This is a genomic window from Anoxybacillus dikiliensis (assembly GCF_050613275.1).
Lineage (GTDB): Bacteria > Bacillota > Bacilli > Bacillales > Anoxybacillaceae > Anoxybacillus.
This window is the reverse complement of record NZ_CP187112.1, coordinates 1999657-2018862: the sequence shown is the minus strand read 5'-3', so window position 1 is coordinate 2018862 and position 19206 is coordinate 1999657. Positions and strand designations below refer to the sequence as shown.

Genomic DNA, 19206 nt, shown 5'->3' with positions numbered 1-19206 from the left:
AGTCGGTCGGATGCAAAATGAGCGCGGAATGACGTTAATTGAACTGTTAGCCGTCATTGTTATTTTAAGTATTTTAGTCATGATTGCGACTATTTCTGTTGTTGAAGTGATTAAAAAGTCACGGGATCGAGCGTTTGTCGCGACAGCGTATTCGCTATACGAGGCGGCAAGGCTTCACGTTGGTGCGCAGAAAGTAGAGTTTTTAACGCCAAATGAAAGTGAAATATTAACGTACAAACAGTTAGTTGACGATGGCGTTCTTGAGGGAATCATGGATCCGTACACATCAAAACGGTTGCCGCCAAATGATGACTCATATGTTATTGTGACGAAACAACATGACGGCACGATTGCATATGCGGTTTGTTTAAAAGGAGAAACGAAGCAAATTTGTAAAGAAAATGGTGTACCTGTCGATCAGTTGTCGGTCGATGACATTCAAGATCGATAGTGCGAAATTTGACGAAAACCTTCCACGACGAGACGACAAATGTCTCGTTTTTTTTTTCTTTTTTTATGTTACGATGACCGAAGAATGACAGCGGGAGGGAGAAAAGTTGGACAAGCCAGCGAAAAAAGCAATTGTGATTAAAGTGAATGGGAAAGAACAACCGTATACGACAGCGACGAACGTATTACCGCAATGGCCAAGTGACGACAGCGATGAACGACATGAAAAACAAGATGATTCGATCCAATTTGAAACGGATAGTAAACGATATAAAAAACGATCACCTTGGCGTTCGTTTTTGCTCGCGATTGCTTTAGCTGTCGTTCTTGGGACAAGCTTTGGCTTATTTGTATTAACGATCATTCCGACAACTGACACTCCTTCGACCGCCACATTGCAGCAAGAACAAAAGGAAGAAGGTTCAGTTGCGCAACGGACAGAAACCGTTTTTGTCGTTCAAGGTGGGGTGTTTCAAGATGCGGAAGCAGCGAAAGCGTACGCGCAAAAAATAAAAGGGCAACATCGACCAAGCGTCATGGTAGGAAAACAACCGATTTACGTCTTTTTAGGCATGGCATTAACGAAAGAGGAGGCAAAGAAAATCGCGGGCTTATACGAATCGCTCGGAATTGACACATACGTAAAAGCATGGAGCGTATCGGTGGACGAAAAAGAAAATGAGCCGTTTATGACGATCGTTTCCGCGATTAGTTTATTGTTGGATGGACAACAACTTTCCAATGAACAATGGAATGAGTTACAGTCGTATTCGTTTCATGATGAACAGATGAAAAAAGCGTATGAAGCGCTTTTCGCTTTCCGCCAAACAAACGATCAAGCACAATTATGGGCCGCACAACAACATATATTAAACGTTTTACAATAAGAAGCGCACAGCTTCTTTTTTTCTTTGTCGAACCATTGTATATTGTGTATAAATTTGGTACGATACAAGTGTATCTTCCTTGAAACAGACGCTCATGACAGAAAGGTGATGACGATGCAACTTGTGTTAGCTTCTAGTTCTCCTCGTCGAAAACAACTTCTTCGTATGCTTGGACTTCCGTTTGACATCCTCGTCAGCGATGTCGATGAATTATTCGATGCTGAGTTATCCCCAAGTGAAATTGTGAAGCAGCTCGCACATAAAAAAGCAAATGCGGTATGGCAACAAAAAAAAGACGCGTGCGTCATCGGTGCTGATACGATCGTTATGTGTGAAGGAGAGGTGCTTGGGAAGCCGATGAGCGAACAAGACGCCTTTCGTATGTTAAAACGTTTATCTGGAACGACACATGAAGTATGGACAGGTGTCGCCATTTGTACAGAAAAAGAGTGCGTCACTTTTGCAGAAAAAACGGACGTCACGTTTTGGCCGCTTACAGATGAAGACATTTGGGCGTATATTGCGACAAAAGAACCGCTAGACAAAGCGGGCGCGTACGGCATTCAGGAACGGGGAGCGCTTTTTGTAAAAAAGATTGACGGAGACTATTTTTCCGTTGTCGGTTTGCCGATTGCAAGGCTCGCCCGCGAATTAAAAAAATTCGGATTTTATCCATTTCGTTAAAAAAAGGTTAAAATAGAGGGGGGAATGTATGCTTATTCGTCATGTTCCACCCGATGAACGCCCGCGTGAACGCTTGCTTTCTGAAGGACCGCAAAGTTTATCCAATCAAGAATTGTTAGCCATTTTGCTTCGCACGGGGACGAAACAATATTCCGTTCTTACGCTCGCGCAACATTTACTTACCCATTTTGAAGGACTTCGTCAGTTAAAAGATGCAACAATTGAAGAAATGACAAGCATTAAAGGGATCGGAAAAACAAAAGCGATCCAAATTATTGCAGCGCTCGAGCTTGGCCGGCGCGTGCATCAAATGCAATATGATGATCGTTATGTCATTCGTTCTCCGGAAGATGGTGCACGTTACGTCATGGAAGATATGCGTTTTTTAAGCCAAGAACATTTCGTTGTGTTATATTTAAATACGAAAAATCAAGTGATGCATAAAAAGACCGTATTTATCGGCAGTCTAAATGCATCGATCGTCCATCCGCGCGAAGTGTATAAAGAAGCGATTAAACGTTCTGCTGCTTCCATCATTTGCATTCACAATCATCCGTCAGGGGATCCGACGCCGAGCCGCGAAGATATTGAAGTGACGCGCAGGCTCGTAGAATGCGGACGTCTCGTTGGCATCGAGCTGCTTGACCATTTAATTATTGGTGATAAAACGTATGTGAGTTTAAAAGAAAAAGGATATGTGTAAATCATTCTCTTTTCATTGTAATTGCGTTATAATAAATGTCATGAGTTTTTGAAAGCATTTTGTTTCAGAAAGGAAGATACGAACATGTTTGGAATTGGATCAAGAGATCTCGGAATAGATTTAGGTACTGCCAATACACTTGTATATGTCAAAGGAAAAGGAATCGTTTTGCGCGAGCCTTCTGTCGTTGCGCTACAAAAAGATACGAAACAAATTGTTGCGGTGGGGAATGAAGCGAAACAAATGATCGGACGTACACCAGGAAACGTTGTGGCACTTCGTCCGATGAAAGATGGAGTGATCGCTGATTACGAAACGACAGCCATTATGATGAAGTACTACATTAAGCAAGCAACGAAAAATAGCGGACTGTTTGCTGGAAAGCCATACGTGATGGTGTGCGTGCCGTCAGGTATTACGGCAGTCGAGGAGCGTGCTGTCATTGATGCAACGAGACAAGCAGGGGCTCGCGACGCTTACACGATCGAAGAGCCGTTTGCGGCGGCAATTGGTGCCAATTTGCCTGTATGGGAACCGACAGGAAGCATGGTCGTCGACATCGGGGGCGGCACAACGGAAGTCGCTGTCATTTCTTTAGGCGGTATCGTTACGAGCCAATCCATTCGTGTCGCTGGTGATGAAATGGATGAGGCAATTATCCAATATATTCGGAAAACGTACAATTTAATGATTGGGGAGCGTACAGCGGAAGCGATTAAAGTCGAAATTGGTTCGGCAGGCAATCCGGAAGGGATCGGAAGCATGGAAATTCGCGGTCGCGACTTATTAACAGGCTTGCCAAAAACGATTGAAATTCATGCGGAAGAAATCGCCGAAGCGTTGCGCGATACAGTATATGCCATTGTTGATTCCGTAAAAAATACGCTTGAAAAAACGCCGCCAGAACTTGCGGCAGACATTATGGATCGTGGAATTGTCCTAACTGGTGGAGGAGCGTTGTTGCGCAATTTAGATAAAGTCATTAGCCAAGAAACGAATATGCCAGTCATTATTGCTGAAAATCCGCTCGATTGCGTCGCGATTGGTACAGGAAAAGCGCTCGACCACATTCATTTATTTAAAAATAAAGCGCGAGACCATCGCTAATGTGTAAGAAGGTGTCGCCATGCCGAAATTTTTCTTAAATAAACGGCTAATTATATTGCTTGTTAGCATCATGGTGCTCGTGGCTCTCATTGGTTTTTCGTTAAAAGAACGAAGTGAATTAACATGGATGGAAAAATTCGCAAAAGACACCGTTGTTTTTATGCAATCTATCGTGCACAAGCCCGCACAGCTCGTTGCGGGCTTCTTTGAAAATGTAAACGATTTGCGTCATACATATGAAGAAAACAAACAGTTAAAAGCGCATTTAGAACAATACGTTCTTTTGCAGTCCGAGGTGGAATCGCTCAAAAAAGAAAACGAACGTTTGCGTGATCTACTGGATAAAAAAGAAAGTTTACGTGATTTTGTCGCCATTCAAGCGACGGTGATCGGGCGCAATCCAGATCGTTGGGAAGAGACGTTAATTGTAAATAAAGGATCTCAACACGGTGTAAAGAAAGATATGGCTGTTATTACGCCCCAAGGACTCATCGGCAAAGTGCGCAGCGTCTCCCCATTCAGCGCAACGGTGCAACTTCTTAGCGCAAATGATCGAAAAAATCGCATCTCTGCGTTTGTTCAAGGAGATGAAAACATATTCGGTTTAATCGAAGGATACGATGAAGAACGGGAAGCATTGCTGCTGAAACGCCTTCCATATGATGCGAAAATAAACAAAGGACAGCGTGTATTCACATCAGGACTTGGCGGGATTTTTCCAAAAGGACTATTTATCGGAGAAGTGGAAGAAGTCGTTGCGGATGAGTACGGGCTTACACAAATTGCCTATATCAAGCCAGCAGCGAATTTTTATGACATTGATGATGTGATGATCGTGAAACGAAAAATTGAAATGTCGCAAGAGGAGGAAGGACAATGAGACGTTTGTTTCTTCCTTCCTTTGTGACCGTTATGTTTTTATTGGAAAGCATTATCGTACAACTTTTCCCCGATCCGTTATTCGATGTTTATTCGCTCGTTCCGCGCATTTTGCTTATTTTGATCGTGTTTATTACGATTTTTATCGGGCAAACAGAAGGAATGACGTACGGATTCATTTTTGGTCTGCTATATGATGTAGCATATACAGAACTATTAGGCGCTTATGCGTTCGCCTTTTCGCTTATCGCTTATTTAATTGCAAAGGCGATGAATGTTTTTCACAAAAATGCATGGACAGCTTCCTTTTTTGCGATTGTTGCCATCGCATGTGTCGAATGGTACGCATATGCCATTCAACTCGTGATTAGCCGGACGACGATGCCTGTTCAAACGTTTTTGCAGTCGCGCTTTTTGCCAACGCTATTTATTCATACCATTGTTATTTTAATCATTGCTTATCCGTTAAAGCAAACGATGCTGAAGTGGTATGAGAAGCGGGACGAATCGTCGTCAGTATGAAGGAATACAAGAAAAATGCGGAGAACTATTCATTGAGGTGAAAGTCGTGGCTGGCAAAGAAAAGAGACCATATGTGTCGATGAAAGGGACGAAAGAAGGGCTGACGTTGCATCTTGATGATACGTGTGCCTATGACGAATTGTTAAAGCAAGTGGATGAACTATTGACGACAACAACACGCGACGAAGAAGGCCCGCTTGTTGCTGTGCACGTTCATGTTGGCAACAGATATTTGACGCGCGAACAAGAAGAACGATTGCGCGATGTGATTCGAACGAAAAAGCATTTAATTGTCCACTCGATTGTAAGCAATGTCATGACGAAACAAGAAGCGTTAGAATGGAAAAAGAAAAATGAAATCGTATCGGTTGCGAAAATTGTTCGTTCCGGACAAGTGCTTCACGTTGACGGGGACTTACTTTTAATTGGTGATGTCAATCCTGGCGGAACTGTCGTTGCGACAGGAAATATTTTTGTATTAGGGGCGTTGCGCGGTATCGCTCATGCAGGATATGAAGGAAACCGCCAAGCTATTATCGCTGCGTCCGTGATGAAACCGACGCAGTTGCGTATTAGTGATGTGATGAATCGAGCGCCAGACTATCGCAGCGAGGAAGGAAATGAAATGGAGTGCGCTTATATTGATGAACACGATCAAATTGTTGTCGATCGACTCCAGCTATTGATGCATTTACGTCCGAATTTAAATCGGTTAGAAAGGAGTTTTTGACAGTGGGAGAAGCGATTGTTATTACTTCTGGCAAAGGCGGCGTTGGCAAAACGACAACGACGGCAAATCTCGGAACAGCGCTGGCGTTATTAGGAAAGCGAGTCTGTCTCGTTGACACCGATATCGGTTTGCGCAATCTTGATGTCATTATGGGACTTGAAAATCGCATTATTTACGATCTTGTCGACGTCGTCGAAGGACGTTGTACCATCCAAAAAGCGCTTGTGAAAGATAAACGATTTGAAGATCGTTTATATTTATTGCCAGCTGCCCAAACGAGTGACAAATCGGCTGTCACACCAGAGCAAATGAAACAACTCATTGACGATTTAAGACAAGATTACGATTATATTTTAATTGATTGTCCAGCAGGCATTGAACAAGGATATAAAAATGCCGTTGCAGGAGCTGATGAAGCGATCGTCGTGACGACGCCAGACATTTCAGCTGTGCGCGATGCGGATCGAATTATTGGTTTACTTGAAAAAGAAGAGCATATGAAACGACCGCGTTTAATTATTAATCGCATTCGTAGCCATATGTTAAAAAATCATGATATGTTAGATATTGATGAAATTGTGATGCACTTATCGATTGATTTACTTGGGATTATAGTCGATGACGAACATGTGATTAAAGCGTCAAATAATGGTGAACCGATCGTTCTTGATCCGAACAGTAAAGCGTCTTTAGCATACCGCAACATCGCCCGTCGCCTTCTCGGCGAATCCGTACCGCTTATGTCGCTCGATGATGAAGAACAAAAAGGCTTTTTCTCGAAAATAAAAAAGCTATTTAGCGCACGTTAGCACTTCCGTTTGGAGGTGCTTTTTTCATTCATATCTTCCCCATTTCGCCATACATATAATACAAATCGGACGAGAGGGGTGGGAGTGTGAGCGATCGAATTGAACATATTCGAAAGCGAATCGCCAAGCGAAAAAAGGAGCGTGAACGTTATGTTCAAACGATGATGACAAATTGGAGTGAAGAAGAAAAATATGGGAATCCAACAGTTGTGACGTACGATGGGGAGCGAGAACCGCCACTTTTTCGCAAAGATATATTTTTATTGAAAAGCTTTCTATCAGCTCTTTTGTTTTTTGGCGTTGCGATTTTATTTCAATATGACTCTCCGAAAGTTGAAGGTGTGCGTACATTTGTGAAACAAGCGATGGAAAAAGATTTTCAATTTGCGACAGTTGCCCAATGGTACGAAAAAACATTTGGAAAGCCATTAGCATTTTTTAACGCAAAAAAACAACAAGAGACAACAATAGCTGCATATGCCTTTCCAGCTTCAGCGCGCGTCGTGGAAACGTTTGAACATAATGGACAAGGCATCGTCATTGAAACCGATCAAGCCATTAAAGCAGTTGAAGAAGGAATTGTCGTATTTGCAGGAGTGAAAGAACCGTACGGAAAAACAGTCATTATTCAACATGCGGATGGAAGTGAAACGTGGTACGGAAAGTTATCCGCTATTTCGGTAAAGTTGTATGATTTCATTGAGGCGGGAAAAGAAGTAGGAAGAGCGGAAACGAATGATCATAAAGGTGTGTTTTATTTTGCGGTGAAGCAAGGGGATCATTTTATTGACCCGGTTCAGGTGATTTCCTTTGAATAAATGGTTATCTATTTTTATAAACATTCATATTCATCCGCTTTTTTGGGTTGTTGCGCTTATTGCCATTATGACTGCACAATTTCAGACACTTCTTTTATTGTTTTGGATTGTGCTTTGGCATGAACTAGGACACGTTGTCGCAGCGCATATGTTTTCATGGCGCGTCAAACGCATTTTACTTTTGCCGTTTGGCGGGGTGGCTGAAATGGATGAACACGGGAACCGACCGTTTCATGAAGAATTGATCGTCACATTAGCAGGGCCGTTTCAGCATATATTTATTTTTTTCATCGCGTATATCGCTCATGAGGCGAACATGTTATCTAATGAATTATATTGGAAATTAATAGAATATAACATATCTATTTTACTCATTAACTTATTACCCATTTGGCCACTTGATGGAGGAAAGCTCTTTTTTTTGTATCGTACGGCGCGTACATCGTTTCGACGGGCGCACGAACAAACGCTTTATGCTTCCGTCTTTTTTTTAGGCATCTGTTTCGTCGCTTTATTGATCACCGCTCCATGGCATATGAATTTATGGATCATCGCCTGCTTTTTAGCGCATGCCATTTGGATGGAATGGAAGCAACGTCCGTATGTATGGATGCGTTTTTTGTTGGAACGATATTACGGAAAACGGGTCGAATATCGAGCGTTAAAGCGACTTGTCGTTGATGCAAACGATTCGTTATTTCACGTTCTTCTCTTATTTCATCGCGGGAAAAAACATGCGATTATCGTAAAGAAAAATCAAATGGAAGTGGAGCTTGATGAAAACGAGTTGTTGTACGCTTATTTTCATGAGAAACGAACGAATGAACCGATCGGCCATTTGCTTTATACGTATTGACAATTGTTTTCTTTTTATGCTATCATCTTCTATGTTGTGTAGCACCTGTGCTACAACCGCTCAGCTAAGGCTATTTAAGCGTTCGCTTGAACCGCCTCACAGCTGGCGAGTCTGAGTCTAATTTAGGAGGTGCAAATATGTACGCGATTATTGAAACTGGTGGAAAACAAATTAAAGTACAAGAGGGCCAAGCGATTTACATCGAGAAAATTGATGCAGCAGAAGGCGAAACAGTAACATTTGACAAAGTGTTATTTGTAGGTGGCGAAAACGTCAAAGTCGGCAATCCTACAGTCGCTGGCGCAACAGTAACGGCGAAAGTTGAAAAACATGGTCGTCAAAAGAAGATCATCGTTTTCAAATATAAGCCAAAGAAAAACTATCGTCGTAAACAAGGTCATCGCCAACCATACACAAAAGTTGTGATCGAAAAAATTAACGCATAAGGCGTAAGCGATGATTCGTATAACGATTAATCGAACGGTGGAAGGGACGATTCGTTCCTTTACGATTAGCGGACATGCTCAGTTTGCGAAGCGTGGCCAAGATATTGTATGTGCCGGTGTATCAGCCATTTCGTTTGGTGCGGTCAATGCGATCATCGCATTGACGAACGTGAAACCGATCATTCAACAAGGAAAAGACGGCTATCTTCATTGTGAACTTCCGACGATTGAAGATAAGAAAGCACAAGCCGATGTGCAGCTTCTTCTTGAAGCGATGATCGTGTCGCTCCAAACGATTGAGCGTGATTACGGGAAATACGTCAAAATAACGACGAAAACGTTGTAGGAGGTGACACGGCATGTTACGTTTAGATCTTCAGTTTTTCGCATCGAAAAAAGGAGTAGGTTCAACAAAGAACGGTCGTGATTCGATCGCAAAACGTCTTGGCGCGAAGCGTGCAGACGGTCAATTCGTTACAGGCGGTTCTATTCTTTATCGTCAACGCGGAACGAAAATTTACCCAGGATTAAACGTAGGACGCGGTGGCGACGACACACTTTATGCGAAAGTTGACGGCATCGTGCGTTTCGAGCGCATGGGTCGCGATCGTAAAAAAGTGAGCGTATATCCTGTTGTGAAAGAAGCATAAGGAAGTGGAAAACTCTAACCGACTTGGTTAGGGTTTTCTTTTTGTTGGCGTATGTTATAATTATAGTCAAACTGTTTATGGGAGAATGGATCATGGAGAAGCGGTGGACGATTGTGGAGGCATTGCGCCATTCCCGACACGATTGGCTCAATAAAATCCAATTAATTAAAGGAAATTTATCTTTACAGCGCATCGATCGCGTCAATGAAATCATTCAACAAATTATCATGGAAGCGGAAAATGAAGCAAAGTTAACGAATTTGCAAACGGAGCAATTCGCCGAGCTGCTTATGACGTACCATTGGGAAGCACGTCATATTCAACTAGAGTATGAAGTGTTAGGAGAGCCGCGTTCATTGCATGCATACGATCATATGCTCGCTACGTGGTGTCAACAATTTTTACATATGCTTGAGGAATGTTCTTCTCCACATGTTGAAAACTATGTAACGATTACAATTGACTTAACGGAGAAAGATGTGCGGTTATTTTTCGATTATCGCGGCATGCTCTATAATCTTGAGCAAGTGAAAACATGGATTCAAAAATATAGCGAACACGATGGGCTAGCGCTTTGTGAACATGTCGTTCACGAACATGAATTAACGGTATGTGCAATCATTCATCTTTTTAAATAAAAGATGGAAAGATCGGAGGAGAAAAACATGTTTGTTGATCAAGTGAAAATATATGTGAAAGGTGGCGACGGCGGAAACGGAATGGTCGCGTTTCGACGCGAAAAATACGTGCCAAAAGGCGGACCGGCTGGAGGAGATGGCGGAAAAGGAGGGGACGTCGTCTTCGTTGTTGACGAAGGATTGCGCACGTTAATGGATTTTCGCTATCAACGCCATTTTAAAGCGCCGCGCGGTGAACATGGCATGTCGAAAAATCAACATGGAAAAAACGCAGAAGATTTAATTGTGAAAGTGCCACCAGGAACGGTTGTCATTGATGATGAAACGAAAGAAGTGATTGCTGATTTAACAGAGCATGGACAACGATTTGTCGTAGCAAAAGGCGGACGAGGTGGACGTGGAAATACTCGATTTGCGACTGCATCCAATCCGGCTCCGGAAATTGCTGAAAATGGTGAGCCAGGGCAAGAACGATACGTAACGCTAGAATTAAAATTGCTCGCGGACGTTGGACTTGTTGGATTCCCAAGTGTTGGAAAATCAACGTTGCTATCCGTCGTTTCAGCGGCAAAGCCGAAAATTGCAGCATACCATTTTACAACGATCGTTCCGAATTTAGGTGTTGTTGAAACAGAAGACGGCCGCAGTTTTGTTATGGCTGATTTGCCAGGTCTTATTGAAGGGGCGCATCAAGGTGTCGGGCTCGGGCATCAATTTTTGCGCCATATTGAGCGGACGCGCGTCATCGTTCACGTCATTGACATGGCTGCGATGGAAGGGCGAGATCCGTATGAAGATTATTTAGTCATTAACGAAGAATTAAAACAGTACAATTTGCGTCTAACAGAGCGGCCGCAAATTATTGTTGCAAATAAAATGGATATGCCAAATGCGGAACAACATTTGCGTGAATTTAAAGAAAAGCTAAAGGAAGATGTGCCTATTTTCCCAATTTCAGCAGTAACACGCCAAGGGTTGCGCGAACTATTATTTGCGATTGCTGATTTGCTTGAAACGACGCCAGAATTTCCGCTTTATCCACAAGAAGAAGAGGCCATTCATCGCGTTGTTTACAAATTAGAAAAAGAGGAAGCACCGTTTCATATTACGCGTGATGATGATGGAACGTTTATTTTGTCAGGAGAAAAAATTGAAAAGCTGTTTAAAATGACCGATTTTTCACGGGAAGAGTCGGTGCGTCGCTTTGCACGTCAATTGCGTTCGCTTGGTGTTGACGATGCGCTGCGCGCGCGCGGAGCAAAAGATGGAGATATTGTCAAACTGTTGAATTACGAATTTGAATTTGTTGACTAATGCGAAAGGGGGAGCTTGTGCGGTGGATAAAAAATTTTATTTAGTGCGAGAAGATGTATTGCCTGAAGCAATGAAAAAAGTGTTGGCGGCAAAAGAATTAATTGAACGAAAAAAAGTCGATTCTGTTGCTGACGCTGTACAGCTTGTCGATGTCAGCCGAAGCGTTTTTTATAAATATCGTGACGCTGTTTTCCCGTTTCATACGATGGTTCGGGAACAAATTATTACGCTTTTTTTTCATTTAGAAGACCGCTCAGGCACCCTTTCGAAGCTATTAAGCGTCGTTGCCGCGGCAAATTGCAACGTTCTTACGATTCACCAAACGATTCCACTTCAAGGGCGCGCGAATGTCACATTATCTGTCAGTACGAGCGAGATGACGATGACGATCGATGAGTTACTTTCGCAATTAAAACAGTTGCCTTTTGTTGAAAAAGTAGAAATTCTCGGTTCAGGGGCGTAGAGAGGAGAGAAACGGTGAAAATAGGATATTTAGGACCAGAAGGGACGTTTACGCATGCGGCTGTTGAAGCGATTTTCCCTCATATCCGAAACGTTCCATATCATACCATTCCACAATGTATGGACGCTGTCCGCGACGGGGAAGTCGAGCTAGCCGTAGTCCCGCTAGAAAATGCACTAGAAGGTTCTGTGAATTTGACGATCGATTATTTAATCCATGAATGCAATTTACCGATTGTTGGAGAAATCATTGCGCCAATTGAGCAACATTTGCTCGTACATCCATCTCAATTGGACGATTGGGTGCATGTTGAACGCATTTATTCTCATTCGCATGCGATTGCCCAATGCCATAAGTTTTTACATCGCCATTTAAAGCACGCCACGTATGAATACGTCACATCAACAAGCGCAGCAGCAAAATATGTGAGCGAGCATTCAGAAGAAAAGATTGCGGCGATCGGCAATCGTCTTGCAGCGAAACAATACGGTTTAGCGATTGCGAAAGAAAACATTCATGACTATGACTACAACCATACGCGCTTTATTGTTTTGCATCGCGAGCGTTATTTGTTGCCTGTTACAGATAAAGAAGATGGGTTTAAAACGACGTTAATGGTCATGTTGCCGAAAGATCAGGCAGGAGCGCTTCATCAAGTATTATCAGCGTTCGCATGGCGAAAACTTAACTTGACAAAAATTGAATCCCGCCCAGCGAAAACAGGGTTAGGGAACTACTTTTTTATTATTGATATTGATCAAAAAATGGACGATGTTTTAATTCCAGGAGCGATTGCAGAACTGGAAGCGCTCGGCTGCACGGTGCAAATATTAGGTAGCTATCCATACTATACGGTGAAAAAAACATCCCTCGTGTAAAGGGATGTTTTTTTACTCAATCAAAAACCGTGCCTGTTTTAACGCAGCGCATGCTTCATCAAGCTTTTCTATGGAATCTGCTTCGAGTGTGTGCAGATGGACGCCATCGGTCAGTTGAGATAAATAGGCAGATTTCGTTTCGTTAATTTTTTGAATGAATTCATCAACTTCTAACCGATTGCTAACCATAATGGACGCTGTTAAATCTCCGTATACCGGATGCTCAATTTTCACGTCTCTTACTGTGACGCCATGATCGACGATTGTATATAGTTCGTCTTTCGTCTGTTCTGGCGTATGGCAACAAGCGATGGTGCGCGTATACATATGAGTAGAAGAAGGGGATAAATATAAGTACCCTTGGCTTGTTGCAATAATCGGTTCGTTCTTTGCTTTTAATAGGGAAATATCTTGAACGATCACTTGGCGGCTCACGTTCGTTTTATTAGCCAACTCCATTCCTGTCATCGGGCGTTTCGTTTCTTTTAACCATTGCAAAATGAGCGTTCGACGTTCTTCCCCTAGTAGTTTTCTCTCTTTTTTCATCGTGACATCCTTTCTTTTTGAAGCTGTTCAAGTGCGGAAACAACGGCTTCGACCTCGCTTTTTGTCGTATACATGCCAAATGATAGGCGAATGAATTGTTTTGCTTCGTCTTCCTCTTTCCCGATGGCGATCATCGTTTTTGATGGTGCTTGCTTGCCAACTTGACATGCGCTTCCGGTAGAAATCGCAATGCCGTGACGATTGCAATGCAACATCACATATTGTCCTTCAAAGCCGTGAACGAGACAGCCAACAATATTCGGTAGTTGGTCTGTCGGATGTTCGAAAACAGTGATTGGCAGTTGTTTTTTCACGATTTGTTCAACAAAATAACGACGCAGTTCGGTTATGTTTTGTTGAACCGTTTCTCGTTTTTTTTCCGCTTCAAGCGCTGCGGTTGTGAACGAAGCGATGCCAGGAACGTTTACCGTTCCAGGACGAAATCCGCCTTCATGTGTTGTGTTTGGCAGCCACATATGCCAGCGTACACTCGGGTTCACATAAACAGCCCCAACCCCTTTTGGACCATAAATTTTATGGCTAGCGATCGATATGCTATCGAGGTGAAGTTGTTTCACATCTATCGGTATTTTACCAAAAGTTTGTACACAATCGCTATGAAAGACAATTTGTTTTTCTTTTAATAATTCACCAATTTGTTGCAACGGTTGAATCGTACCAATTTCAGAATTGGCATGTTGAACAGAGACGAGAATCGTTTCGTCCGTTAATGCCTGTTCAAGCGCTCCGATATCCACTTGCCCGAAGCGGTCGACTGGCACGTACGTAACGGTAAATCCTTCTTGTTCGAGTTGCGCGCATACAGCGTGAACGGAAGCGTGCTCGACGCTTGATGTAATGATGTGTTTCCCTTTACGGAGATGGGCGTAAGCGAGCGAACGAATAGCGAGAACGTTCGCTTCTGTTCCCCCGCTTGTGAAATATATTCCTTTTTCCTCGCCACGAATGAGTTGAGCGAGTTGCTTTCGACAAATTGTAAGCAATTCGTTTGCTGCTGTTCCGACATCATGGAGGCTACTTGCATTTCCAAAATATGTCCTCGCACTTTCTACATAGACCGCTAGAGCTTCTTCACTCATGGGCGTTGTTGCTGCGTAATCTAAATAAATCATCTCGTTCACCACTTCCAAAAACAAAAGTCTTGTCATCAGTTTAAATATATGTCAATATAGGTGTCAAGACAGTATGGAATGGAGGAACATCCATGCGTGAAGCGGATGTAATTATCGTTGGTAGCGGCCTTGCAGCATTAATGGTTGCCTATCATTTATGTGAGCATAAAAATGTGATTATTTTCACGAAATCGAATAAAGAAACGAGCAACTCTTGGCTTGCTCAAGGGGGAGTCGCTGCTGCTATTCATCCTGGCGATCATTGGTTATCTCATTATACGGATACGATGATTGCCGGATGTGAGCATAATGACGAGGAAGCGGTACGCATTTTAGTTCAAGAAGGACGCGAGGTCATTCAACAGTTTATGAACCTCGGTTTTTCATTTGATGTTGATGAGCATGGACAATTGCTTTTTGGGCAAGAAGGGGCGCACCGCATGAGGCGCATTTTACATGCGGGAGGCGATGCGACAGGAAAAAACATGGTTTCATTTTTATTTGAAAAGCTTTCTAGCCGTGTGACGTTTATTGAAAACGATCCAGTCATTGATTTGCTCGTTTCCGATGGACGTTGCGTAGGTGTACAAACGAAAAAAGGAACGTATACGGCGAACGCGATCGTGATTGCGACAGGTGGGATTGGACAGTTATATACGTTTACATCAAATGCAGAAACGGCAACGGGAGATGGAATTGCGATGGCATATCGAGCAGGTGCCGCTGTAGCAGATATGGAATTTGTGCAATTTCATCCAACGATGCTTTATGTGGACGGAAAAGCTGTCGGTCTCATTTCTGAGGCGGTTCGTGGGGAAGGGGCGATTTTATTGACGGATGACGGTCGACGCGTCATGGACGGAGTGCATCCACAAAAAGATTTAGCGCCGCGCGACGTCGTATCTCGAGCAATTGAGCGCGAAATGAAAAACGGTCATTTTGTTTTTTTAGATATCTCGATGATTCCGCATTTTTCATCCCGTTTTCCAACGATTACATCGCTTTGTGAGCGCTATCAAGTCGATTGGCGCAACGGTTTTCTTCCTGTTGTCCCAGGTGCTCACTTTTTAATGGGCGGAATCGTTGTGAATGTCGATGGTGAAACGACATTACCGGGATTGTATGCGGTTGGGGAAGCAGCATGTACAGGGGTGCATGGAGCGAACCGTTTAGCAAGCAACTCATTGCTTGAAGCGCTCGTCTTTAGTCGACGTGTTGCGTTCCATTTGTTGAACAAAACGGAGCAACGTTTGATGTTAAGGAAAAGCGAAAGAAAAGAAAATAACGTACATATTGCGTTACCGACAAAAGAGGACATTCAGCATATCATGACGCAATATGTCGGCATTGTGCGCGATTATGATCAACTGTTTTACGCGAAACAATGGTTTGAACAATATTCGATTGATGAGCTTGTAAACATGTTACCGGAGCATGATGACGAGAAGCGGACGATTATATACATGTTGATCGTTGGGTGGCTTGTGACGACTTCAGCTTTGCAAAGAAGAGAAAGCCGAGGGGCTCATTATCGAAGCGACGAGCCATTTGAAAAAACGTATTGGGAAAAGCGGCGAATTGTGCGTACGAAAGAAGAACATCTCATGAAGGAGGGATTTCGTTGAATGAGCTAAAGCTAAAGGAATTGCTTAATCAGTTTTTTTTAGAAGATATCGGAGAACGCGATATAACAAGCGAAACGATCTTTTCTCGTGAGGATGAAGGAAGAGCGATATTTGTTGCAAAAGAAGACGGAATTATCGCAGGGGTATCGATCATTGATATCGGATATAAGTTATTGCATCCATCCATTACGTGTCAATTATATAAAAGTGATGGAGAAAGCGTGAAAAAAGGGGAAGTTATCGCGGTCGTTTCAGGTCCGACCATTCCGATTTTATCAGGTGAGCGCGTCATTTTAAATATACTCCAGCGTATGAGCGGCATTGCTACGTTGACAAATCGAGCTGTTCGAGCGTTAAACAGCAACCATACGCGCATTTGTGATACGCGAAAAACGACGCCGGGACTGAGGATGTTAGAGAAATATGCTGTAACGTGTGGCGGTGGATACAACCATCGCTTCGGTTTATATGATGGAGTGATGATTAAGGACAATCATATTGCGTTTTGTGGTTCGATTACAAAAGCAGTCGAACGCGTTCGCTCGAAGCTCGGTCATATGGTAAAAATTGAAGTAGAAACAGAAACGAAACAACAAGTGATCGAAGCAGTTGAAGCGGGAGCGGATGTCATTATGTTTGATAACCGTACGCCTGAAGAAATTCGTGAATTTGTTCAACTCGTCCCATCATCAATCATTACGGAAGCTTCCGGCGGAATTACTCTTGAAAATATTGCACAGTATCGGGATACAGGTGTGGACTACATTTCATTAGGCATGTTGACGCATTCAGCGAAAGCGTTAGATATTAGTTTAAACGTGCAGTAGGAGGAATGAGCGATGAACGTATTACAACTCATGCAACAACACGACGCGATGCCAGAGACGTATAAACATTTGTCGGTTGAGGAAATGGAACAGCGCGTAGCTCGTGTCAAACGAGAGCTTGGTACGCGTTTATTTATTCCGGGACATCACTATCAAAAAGATGAAGTGATCCAATTTGCCGATGCGACAGGTGATTCATTGCAATTAGCCCAAGTAGCAGCGAAAAATAAAGAAGCTGAATATATTGTATTTTGCGGCGTCCATTTTATGGCCGAAACGGCTGATATTTTAACAAGCGATGAACAAGTCGTCATTTTGCCAGATATGCGTGCTGGATGTTCAATGGCAGATATGGCGGAAATTGAACAAGTGGAGCGAGCATGGCCAATATTACAACAAATGTTTGGAGATACGATTTTACCGTTAACGTATGTTAATTCGACCGCTGCGATTAAAGCGTTTGTCGGCTTACACGGCGGAGCAACGGTGACATCATCAAACGCGAAAAAAATGGTCGCTTGGGCGTTTACACAAAAGGGACGCATTTTCTTTTTGCCTGATCAACATTTAGGAAGAAATACAGCTTACGATCTTGGTGTTCCACTTGAACAAATGGCTGTATGGGATCCAGCGACAAATACACTTCAATACGACGGTGACGTTCAGCAAATTAAAGTAATTTTATGGAAAGGACATTGTTCTGTCCATGAAAACTTTACAGTAAAACATATTGAACATATCCGAAAAACAAAGCCGGATATGAAAATTATTGTTCATCCAGAATGTAGCTGGGAAGTTGTTCAACAAGCAGATGATGCAGGTTCGACAAAATATATTATTGAAACGATCGCTCAAGCACCGTCAGGAAGTAAATGGGCAATCGGAACAGAAATGAATTTAGTTAACCGTATTATTCAGCAACATCCAGATAAAGAAATTGTGTCGTTAAACCCATATATGTGTCCATGTTTAACGATGAATCGCATCGATTTACCACATTTGCTTTGGGCGCTTGAATCATTGCTTGAAGGGAAAGTTGTCAATCGCATTACTGTTCCGAAAGATGTAGCTGAAGGAGCGATGCTTGCGCTTGAGCGCATGTTAGCGCGTGCATAAGCGGATCGGCATTTTTTTGCCGGTCTTTTTTATTTTTATCATAAAAAAAGCTTTCTGTTCATAAGTTATGTTGAAGCCTAGTAGCGACAAGCTGAACATGACATACACGTCACGTCTGAGTATAGGAGGGGGAAACACGTGAAAATTCATATCGTTCAAAAAGGAGATACTCTTTGGAAAATTGCGCAAAAATATGGGGTTGATTTTGAAGAGTTAAAAAAAATGAATGCTCATTTAAGTGATCCAAACTACATTATGCCAGGTATGAAAATTAAAGTACCGACGCCAGTAGCTCCAGTAAAACCTGTCAAAAAAGAAACACAAAATATTTCTGTTGATGTGGACATTCATGTAAACAAAAAGGAGCAACCGTTGCAACAGCCGGTGAATGTTGAACCAATTGCAAAAGAAATTCCAATTACAAAAGAACAAGAGAAAAAAGAACAGCCGAAACAGGAAACACCGCTTTTACCGCCGAAGCCACCAAATATTATGCCAAATATGATGGAGCCTGAAGAAGAGATACCAATGCCGCCGTTTCCAGACATTCCACCGGTTCCAACGACACAGGCGCCAGTCATGGAAGAACAACCACAACAACCGGTGCAGCCGCAGCCTGTTCCAATGCCTGTGCCGATGCCAATGCCGTGCGTTCCTGTTTCACCGATTATGCCAGGATACGGTTTTTATCCATGGTTCCCACCGATGTATCCTGTTATGCCATGGACGTATCCCCATGGTGCTATGAATAACGATGATTGTGGATGTGGCGAGCAGTCACAACCGACACCATATATGCCGCAAATGCCAACAGGAGAATATTCACAACAGTTGCAACCGATGATGCCACAAATGCCAACAGGTGAATATTCACAGCAATCACAACAAGTAGCGTATCCACAACAAATGCCGTATGGTGAAAATGTACCCATGATGCAACAGCCGATGTATATGCCACAGCTAGCTATGCCGTATGGTCCGTACGGATGGCAACAAGGGTGGCCGGGGCAACCGTACATCAATCCGTATTTTTCTGTTCCTTATCGTGAGGAAGAAGAGGGGCAATAATGTCGCCTCTTTTTCTTTTTGCTGTTTGTGTGATAAAATGAACATGATGATGGAAAA

Annotated in this window: 24 protein-coding genes and 1 other annotated feature; of the genes, 22 read left to right on the top strand and 2 right to left on the bottom strand. The window is 42.9% G+C overall.

Features of this window, described 5'->3' with window-relative positions:
* Positions 1-10: 10 nt before the first annotated feature.
* The 18 genes from ACPF7I_RS10700 to pheA all read left to right on the top strand — a co-directional run bounded on the left by ACPF7I_RS10700 (position 11) and on the right by pheA (position 12834).
* Positions 11-451: a type II secretion system protein gene (locus tag ACPF7I_RS10700; protein ID WP_085788063.1), complete on the top strand. Its 441-nt coding sequence runs from the start codon at positions 11-13 to the stop codon at positions 449-451.
* Positions 452-557: 106 nt separating this feature from the next.
* Positions 558-1337, top strand: a complete 780-nt coding sequence (locus ACPF7I_RS10695) for an SPOR domain-containing protein (protein ID WP_430743345.1) — start codon at positions 558-560, stop codon at positions 1335-1337.
* Positions 1338-1451: 114 nt separating this feature from the next.
* Positions 1452-2021 carry a Maf family protein gene (locus ACPF7I_RS10690; protein WP_430743346.1) on the top strand — a complete coding sequence of 190 codons (570 nt, stop codon included), beginning with the start codon at positions 1452-1454 and terminating at the stop codon, positions 2019-2021.
* Positions 2022-2049: 28 nt separating this feature from the next.
* Positions 2050-2724 (top strand): RadC family protein, encoded by a 675-nt coding sequence (radC, locus tag ACPF7I_RS10685; RefSeq protein WP_091702172.1) that lies wholly within the window; start codon positions 2050-2052, stop codon positions 2722-2724.
* A gap of 84 nt (positions 2725-2808) precedes the next feature.
* Positions 2809-3831: a rod shape-determining protein gene (locus ACPF7I_RS10680; RefSeq protein WP_006320433.1), complete on the top strand. Its 1023-nt coding sequence runs from the start codon at positions 2809-2811 to the stop codon at positions 3829-3831.
* A gap of 19 nt (positions 3832-3850) precedes the next feature.
* Complete coding sequence (gene mreC / locus ACPF7I_RS10675; RefSeq protein WP_430743347.1) at positions 3851-4711, top strand: rod shape-determining protein MreC; 861 nt, start codon at positions 3851-3853, stop codon at positions 4709-4711.
* Entirely contained in the window at positions 4708-5232 is a 525-nt protein-coding gene (gene mreD, locus ACPF7I_RS10670) for a rod shape-determining protein MreD (protein WP_430743348.1), read from the top strand. The genes mreC and mreD overlap by 4 nt, the downstream gene beginning before the upstream one ends.
* Positions 5201-5962: a septum site-determining protein MinC gene (gene minC / locus ACPF7I_RS10665; protein ID WP_430743349.1), complete on the top strand. Its 762-nt coding sequence runs from the start codon at positions 5201-5203 to the stop codon at positions 5960-5962. The genes mreD and minC overlap by 32 nt, the downstream gene beginning before the upstream one ends.
* Positions 5963-5964: 2 nt before the next feature.
* Positions 5965-6771: a septum site-determining protein MinD gene (minD, locus tag ACPF7I_RS10660; protein ID WP_009361731.1), complete on the top strand. Its 807-nt coding sequence runs from the start codon at positions 5965-5967 to the stop codon at positions 6769-6771.
* 86 nt (positions 6772-6857) lie between these two features.
* Positions 6858-7589 (top strand): peptidoglycan DD-metalloendopeptidase family protein, encoded by a 732-nt coding sequence (locus ACPF7I_RS10655; protein ID WP_430743350.1) that lies wholly within the window; start codon positions 6858-6860, stop codon positions 7587-7589.
* Positions 7582-8445, top strand: a complete 864-nt coding sequence (locus tag ACPF7I_RS10650) for a M50 family metallopeptidase (RefSeq protein WP_430743351.1) — start codon at positions 7582-7584, stop codon at positions 8443-8445. Before ACPF7I_RS10655 ends, ACPF7I_RS10650 begins: the two co-directional genes overlap by 8 nt.
* A 44-nt stretch (positions 8446-8489) precedes the next feature.
* Positions 8490-8568, top strand: a sequence feature (ribosomal protein L21 leader region).
* A gap of 14 nt (positions 8569-8582) precedes the next feature.
* Positions 8583-8891: a 50S ribosomal protein L21 gene (rplU, locus tag ACPF7I_RS10645; RefSeq protein ID WP_003396311.1), complete on the top strand. Its 309-nt coding sequence runs from the start codon at positions 8583-8585 to the stop codon at positions 8889-8891.
* A gap of 10 nt (positions 8892-8901) precedes the next feature.
* The gene (locus ACPF7I_RS10640) at positions 8902-9237 is read left to right on the top strand and encodes a ribosomal-processing cysteine protease Prp (RefSeq protein WP_430743352.1); all 336 of its coding nucleotides are present in this window, start codon (positions 8902-8904) and stop codon (positions 9235-9237) included.
* Positions 9238-9250: 13 nt separating this feature from the next.
* Positions 9251-9541 (top strand): 50S ribosomal protein L27, encoded by a 291-nt coding sequence (rpmA, locus tag ACPF7I_RS10635; RefSeq protein ID WP_003396301.1) that lies wholly within the window; start codon positions 9251-9253, stop codon positions 9539-9541.
* 89 nt (positions 9542-9630) lie between these two features.
* Positions 9631-10179 (top strand): Spo0B C-terminal domain-containing protein, encoded by a 549-nt coding sequence (locus ACPF7I_RS10630; RefSeq protein ID WP_430745899.1) that lies wholly within the window; start codon positions 9631-9633, stop codon positions 10177-10179.
* Positions 10180-10206: 27 nt separating this feature from the next.
* Positions 10207-11493: a GTPase ObgE gene (gene obgE / locus ACPF7I_RS10625; RefSeq protein WP_430743353.1), complete on the top strand. Its 1287-nt coding sequence runs from the start codon at positions 10207-10209 to the stop codon at positions 11491-11493.
* Positions 11494-11515: 22 nt separating this feature from the next.
* On the top strand, positions 11516-11956 hold the full coding sequence (locus ACPF7I_RS10620; RefSeq protein WP_043965248.1) for an ACT domain-containing protein: 441 nt from the start codon (positions 11516-11518) through the stop codon (positions 11954-11956).
* A 14-nt stretch (positions 11957-11970) separates the two neighbouring features.
* Positions 11971-12834 carry a prephenate dehydratase gene (pheA, locus tag ACPF7I_RS10615; RefSeq protein WP_430743354.1) on the top strand — a complete coding sequence of 288 codons (864 nt, stop codon included), beginning with the start codon at positions 11971-11973 and terminating at the stop codon, positions 12832-12834.
* Positions 12835-12846: 12 nt separating this feature from the next.
* Here the strand turns inward: pheA and ACPF7I_RS10610 are convergent, their stop codons facing one another.
* Together ACPF7I_RS10610 and ACPF7I_RS10605 are read right to left on the bottom strand one after the other, a co-directional pair.
* Positions 12847-13380, bottom strand: coding sequence for a transcription repressor NadR (locus tag ACPF7I_RS10610; protein WP_430743355.1), 534 nt, complete (start codon positions 13378-13380; stop codon positions 12847-12849).
* Positions 13377-14513 carry an IscS subfamily cysteine desulfurase gene (locus ACPF7I_RS10605; protein WP_430743356.1) on the bottom strand — a complete coding sequence of 379 codons (1137 nt, stop codon included), beginning with the start codon at positions 14511-14513 and terminating at the stop codon, positions 13377-13379. The genes ACPF7I_RS10610 and ACPF7I_RS10605 overlap by 4 nt, the downstream gene beginning before the upstream one ends.
* 92 nt (positions 14514-14605) lie before the next feature.
* Here ACPF7I_RS10605 and nadB point away from each other — a divergent pair, with 92 nt between their 5' ends.
* From nadB to ACPF7I_RS10585, 4 genes are all read left to right on the top strand, one after another.
* Complete coding sequence (gene nadB / locus ACPF7I_RS10600; RefSeq protein ID WP_430743357.1) at positions 14606-16138, top strand: L-aspartate oxidase; 1533 nt, start codon at positions 14606-14608, stop codon at positions 16136-16138.
* On the top strand, positions 16135-16965 hold the full coding sequence (gene nadC, locus ACPF7I_RS10595; RefSeq protein ID WP_430743358.1) for a carboxylating nicotinate-nucleotide diphosphorylase: 831 nt from the start codon (positions 16135-16137) through the stop codon (positions 16963-16965). The genes nadB and nadC overlap by 4 nt, the downstream gene beginning before the upstream one ends.
* 12 nt (positions 16966-16977) lie before the next feature.
* Positions 16978-18081, top strand: a complete 1104-nt coding sequence (nadA, locus tag ACPF7I_RS10590; protein ID WP_430743359.1) for a quinolinate synthase NadA — start codon at positions 16978-16980, stop codon at positions 18079-18081.
* Positions 18082-18219: 138 nt separating this feature from the next.
* Positions 18220-19149, top strand: a complete 930-nt coding sequence (locus ACPF7I_RS10585) for a LysM peptidoglycan-binding domain-containing protein (RefSeq protein WP_430743360.1) — start codon at positions 18220-18222, stop codon at positions 19147-19149.
* The last annotated feature ends 57 nt before the right edge of the window (positions 19150-19206 follow it).

Coding starts and splice junctions, on each gene's coding strand:
- mreC (WP_430743347.1), top strand. CDS start 3,851: ATGCCGAAATTTTTCTTAAATAAACGGCTAATTATATTGCTTGTTAGC.
- nadB (WP_430743357.1), top strand. CDS start 14,606: ATGCGTGAAGCGGATGTAATTATCGTTGGTAGCGGCCTTGCAGCATTA.
- ACPF7I_RS10640 (WP_430743352.1), top strand. CDS start 8,902: ATGATTCGTATAACGATTAATCGAACGGTGGAAGGGACGATTCGTTCC.
- ACPF7I_RS10690 (WP_430743346.1), top strand. CDS start 1,452: ATGCAACTTGTGTTAGCTTCTAGTTCTCCTCGTCGAAAACAACTTCTT.
- rplU (WP_003396311.1), top strand. CDS start 8,583: ATGTACGCGATTATTGAAACTGGTGGAAAACAAATTAAAGTACAAGAG.
- mreD (WP_430743348.1), top strand. CDS start 4,708: ATGAGACGTTTGTTTCTTCCTTCCTTTGTGACCGTTATGTTTTTATTG.
- ACPF7I_RS10700 (WP_085788063.1), top strand. CDS start 11: ATGCAAAATGAGCGCGGAATGACGTTAATTGAACTGTTAGCCGTCATT.
- minC (WP_430743349.1), top strand. CDS start 5,201: ATGAGAAGCGGGACGAATCGTCGTCAGTATGAAGGAATACAAGAAAAA.
- radC (WP_091702172.1), top strand. CDS start 2,050: ATGCTTATTCGTCATGTTCCACCCGATGAACGCCCGCGTGAACGCTTG.
- rpmA (WP_003396301.1), top strand. CDS start 9,251: ATGTTACGTTTAGATCTTCAGTTTTTCGCATCGAAAAAAGGAGTAGGT.
- ACPF7I_RS10605 (WP_430743356.1), bottom strand. CDS start 14,513: ATGATTTATTTAGATTACGCAGCAACAACGCCCATGAGTGAAGAAGCT.
- ACPF7I_RS10680 (WP_006320433.1), top strand. CDS start 2,809: ATGTTTGGAATTGGATCAAGAGATCTCGGAATAGATTTAGGTACTGCC.
- obgE (WP_430743353.1), top strand. CDS start 10,207: ATGTTTGTTGATCAAGTGAAAATATATGTGAAAGGTGGCGACGGCGGA.
- ACPF7I_RS10610 (WP_430743355.1), bottom strand. CDS start 13,380: ATGAAAAAAGAGAGAAAACTACTAGGGGAAGAACGTCGAACGCTCATT.
- nadA (WP_430743359.1), top strand. CDS start 16,978: ATGAACGTATTACAACTCATGCAACAACACGACGCGATGCCAGAGACG.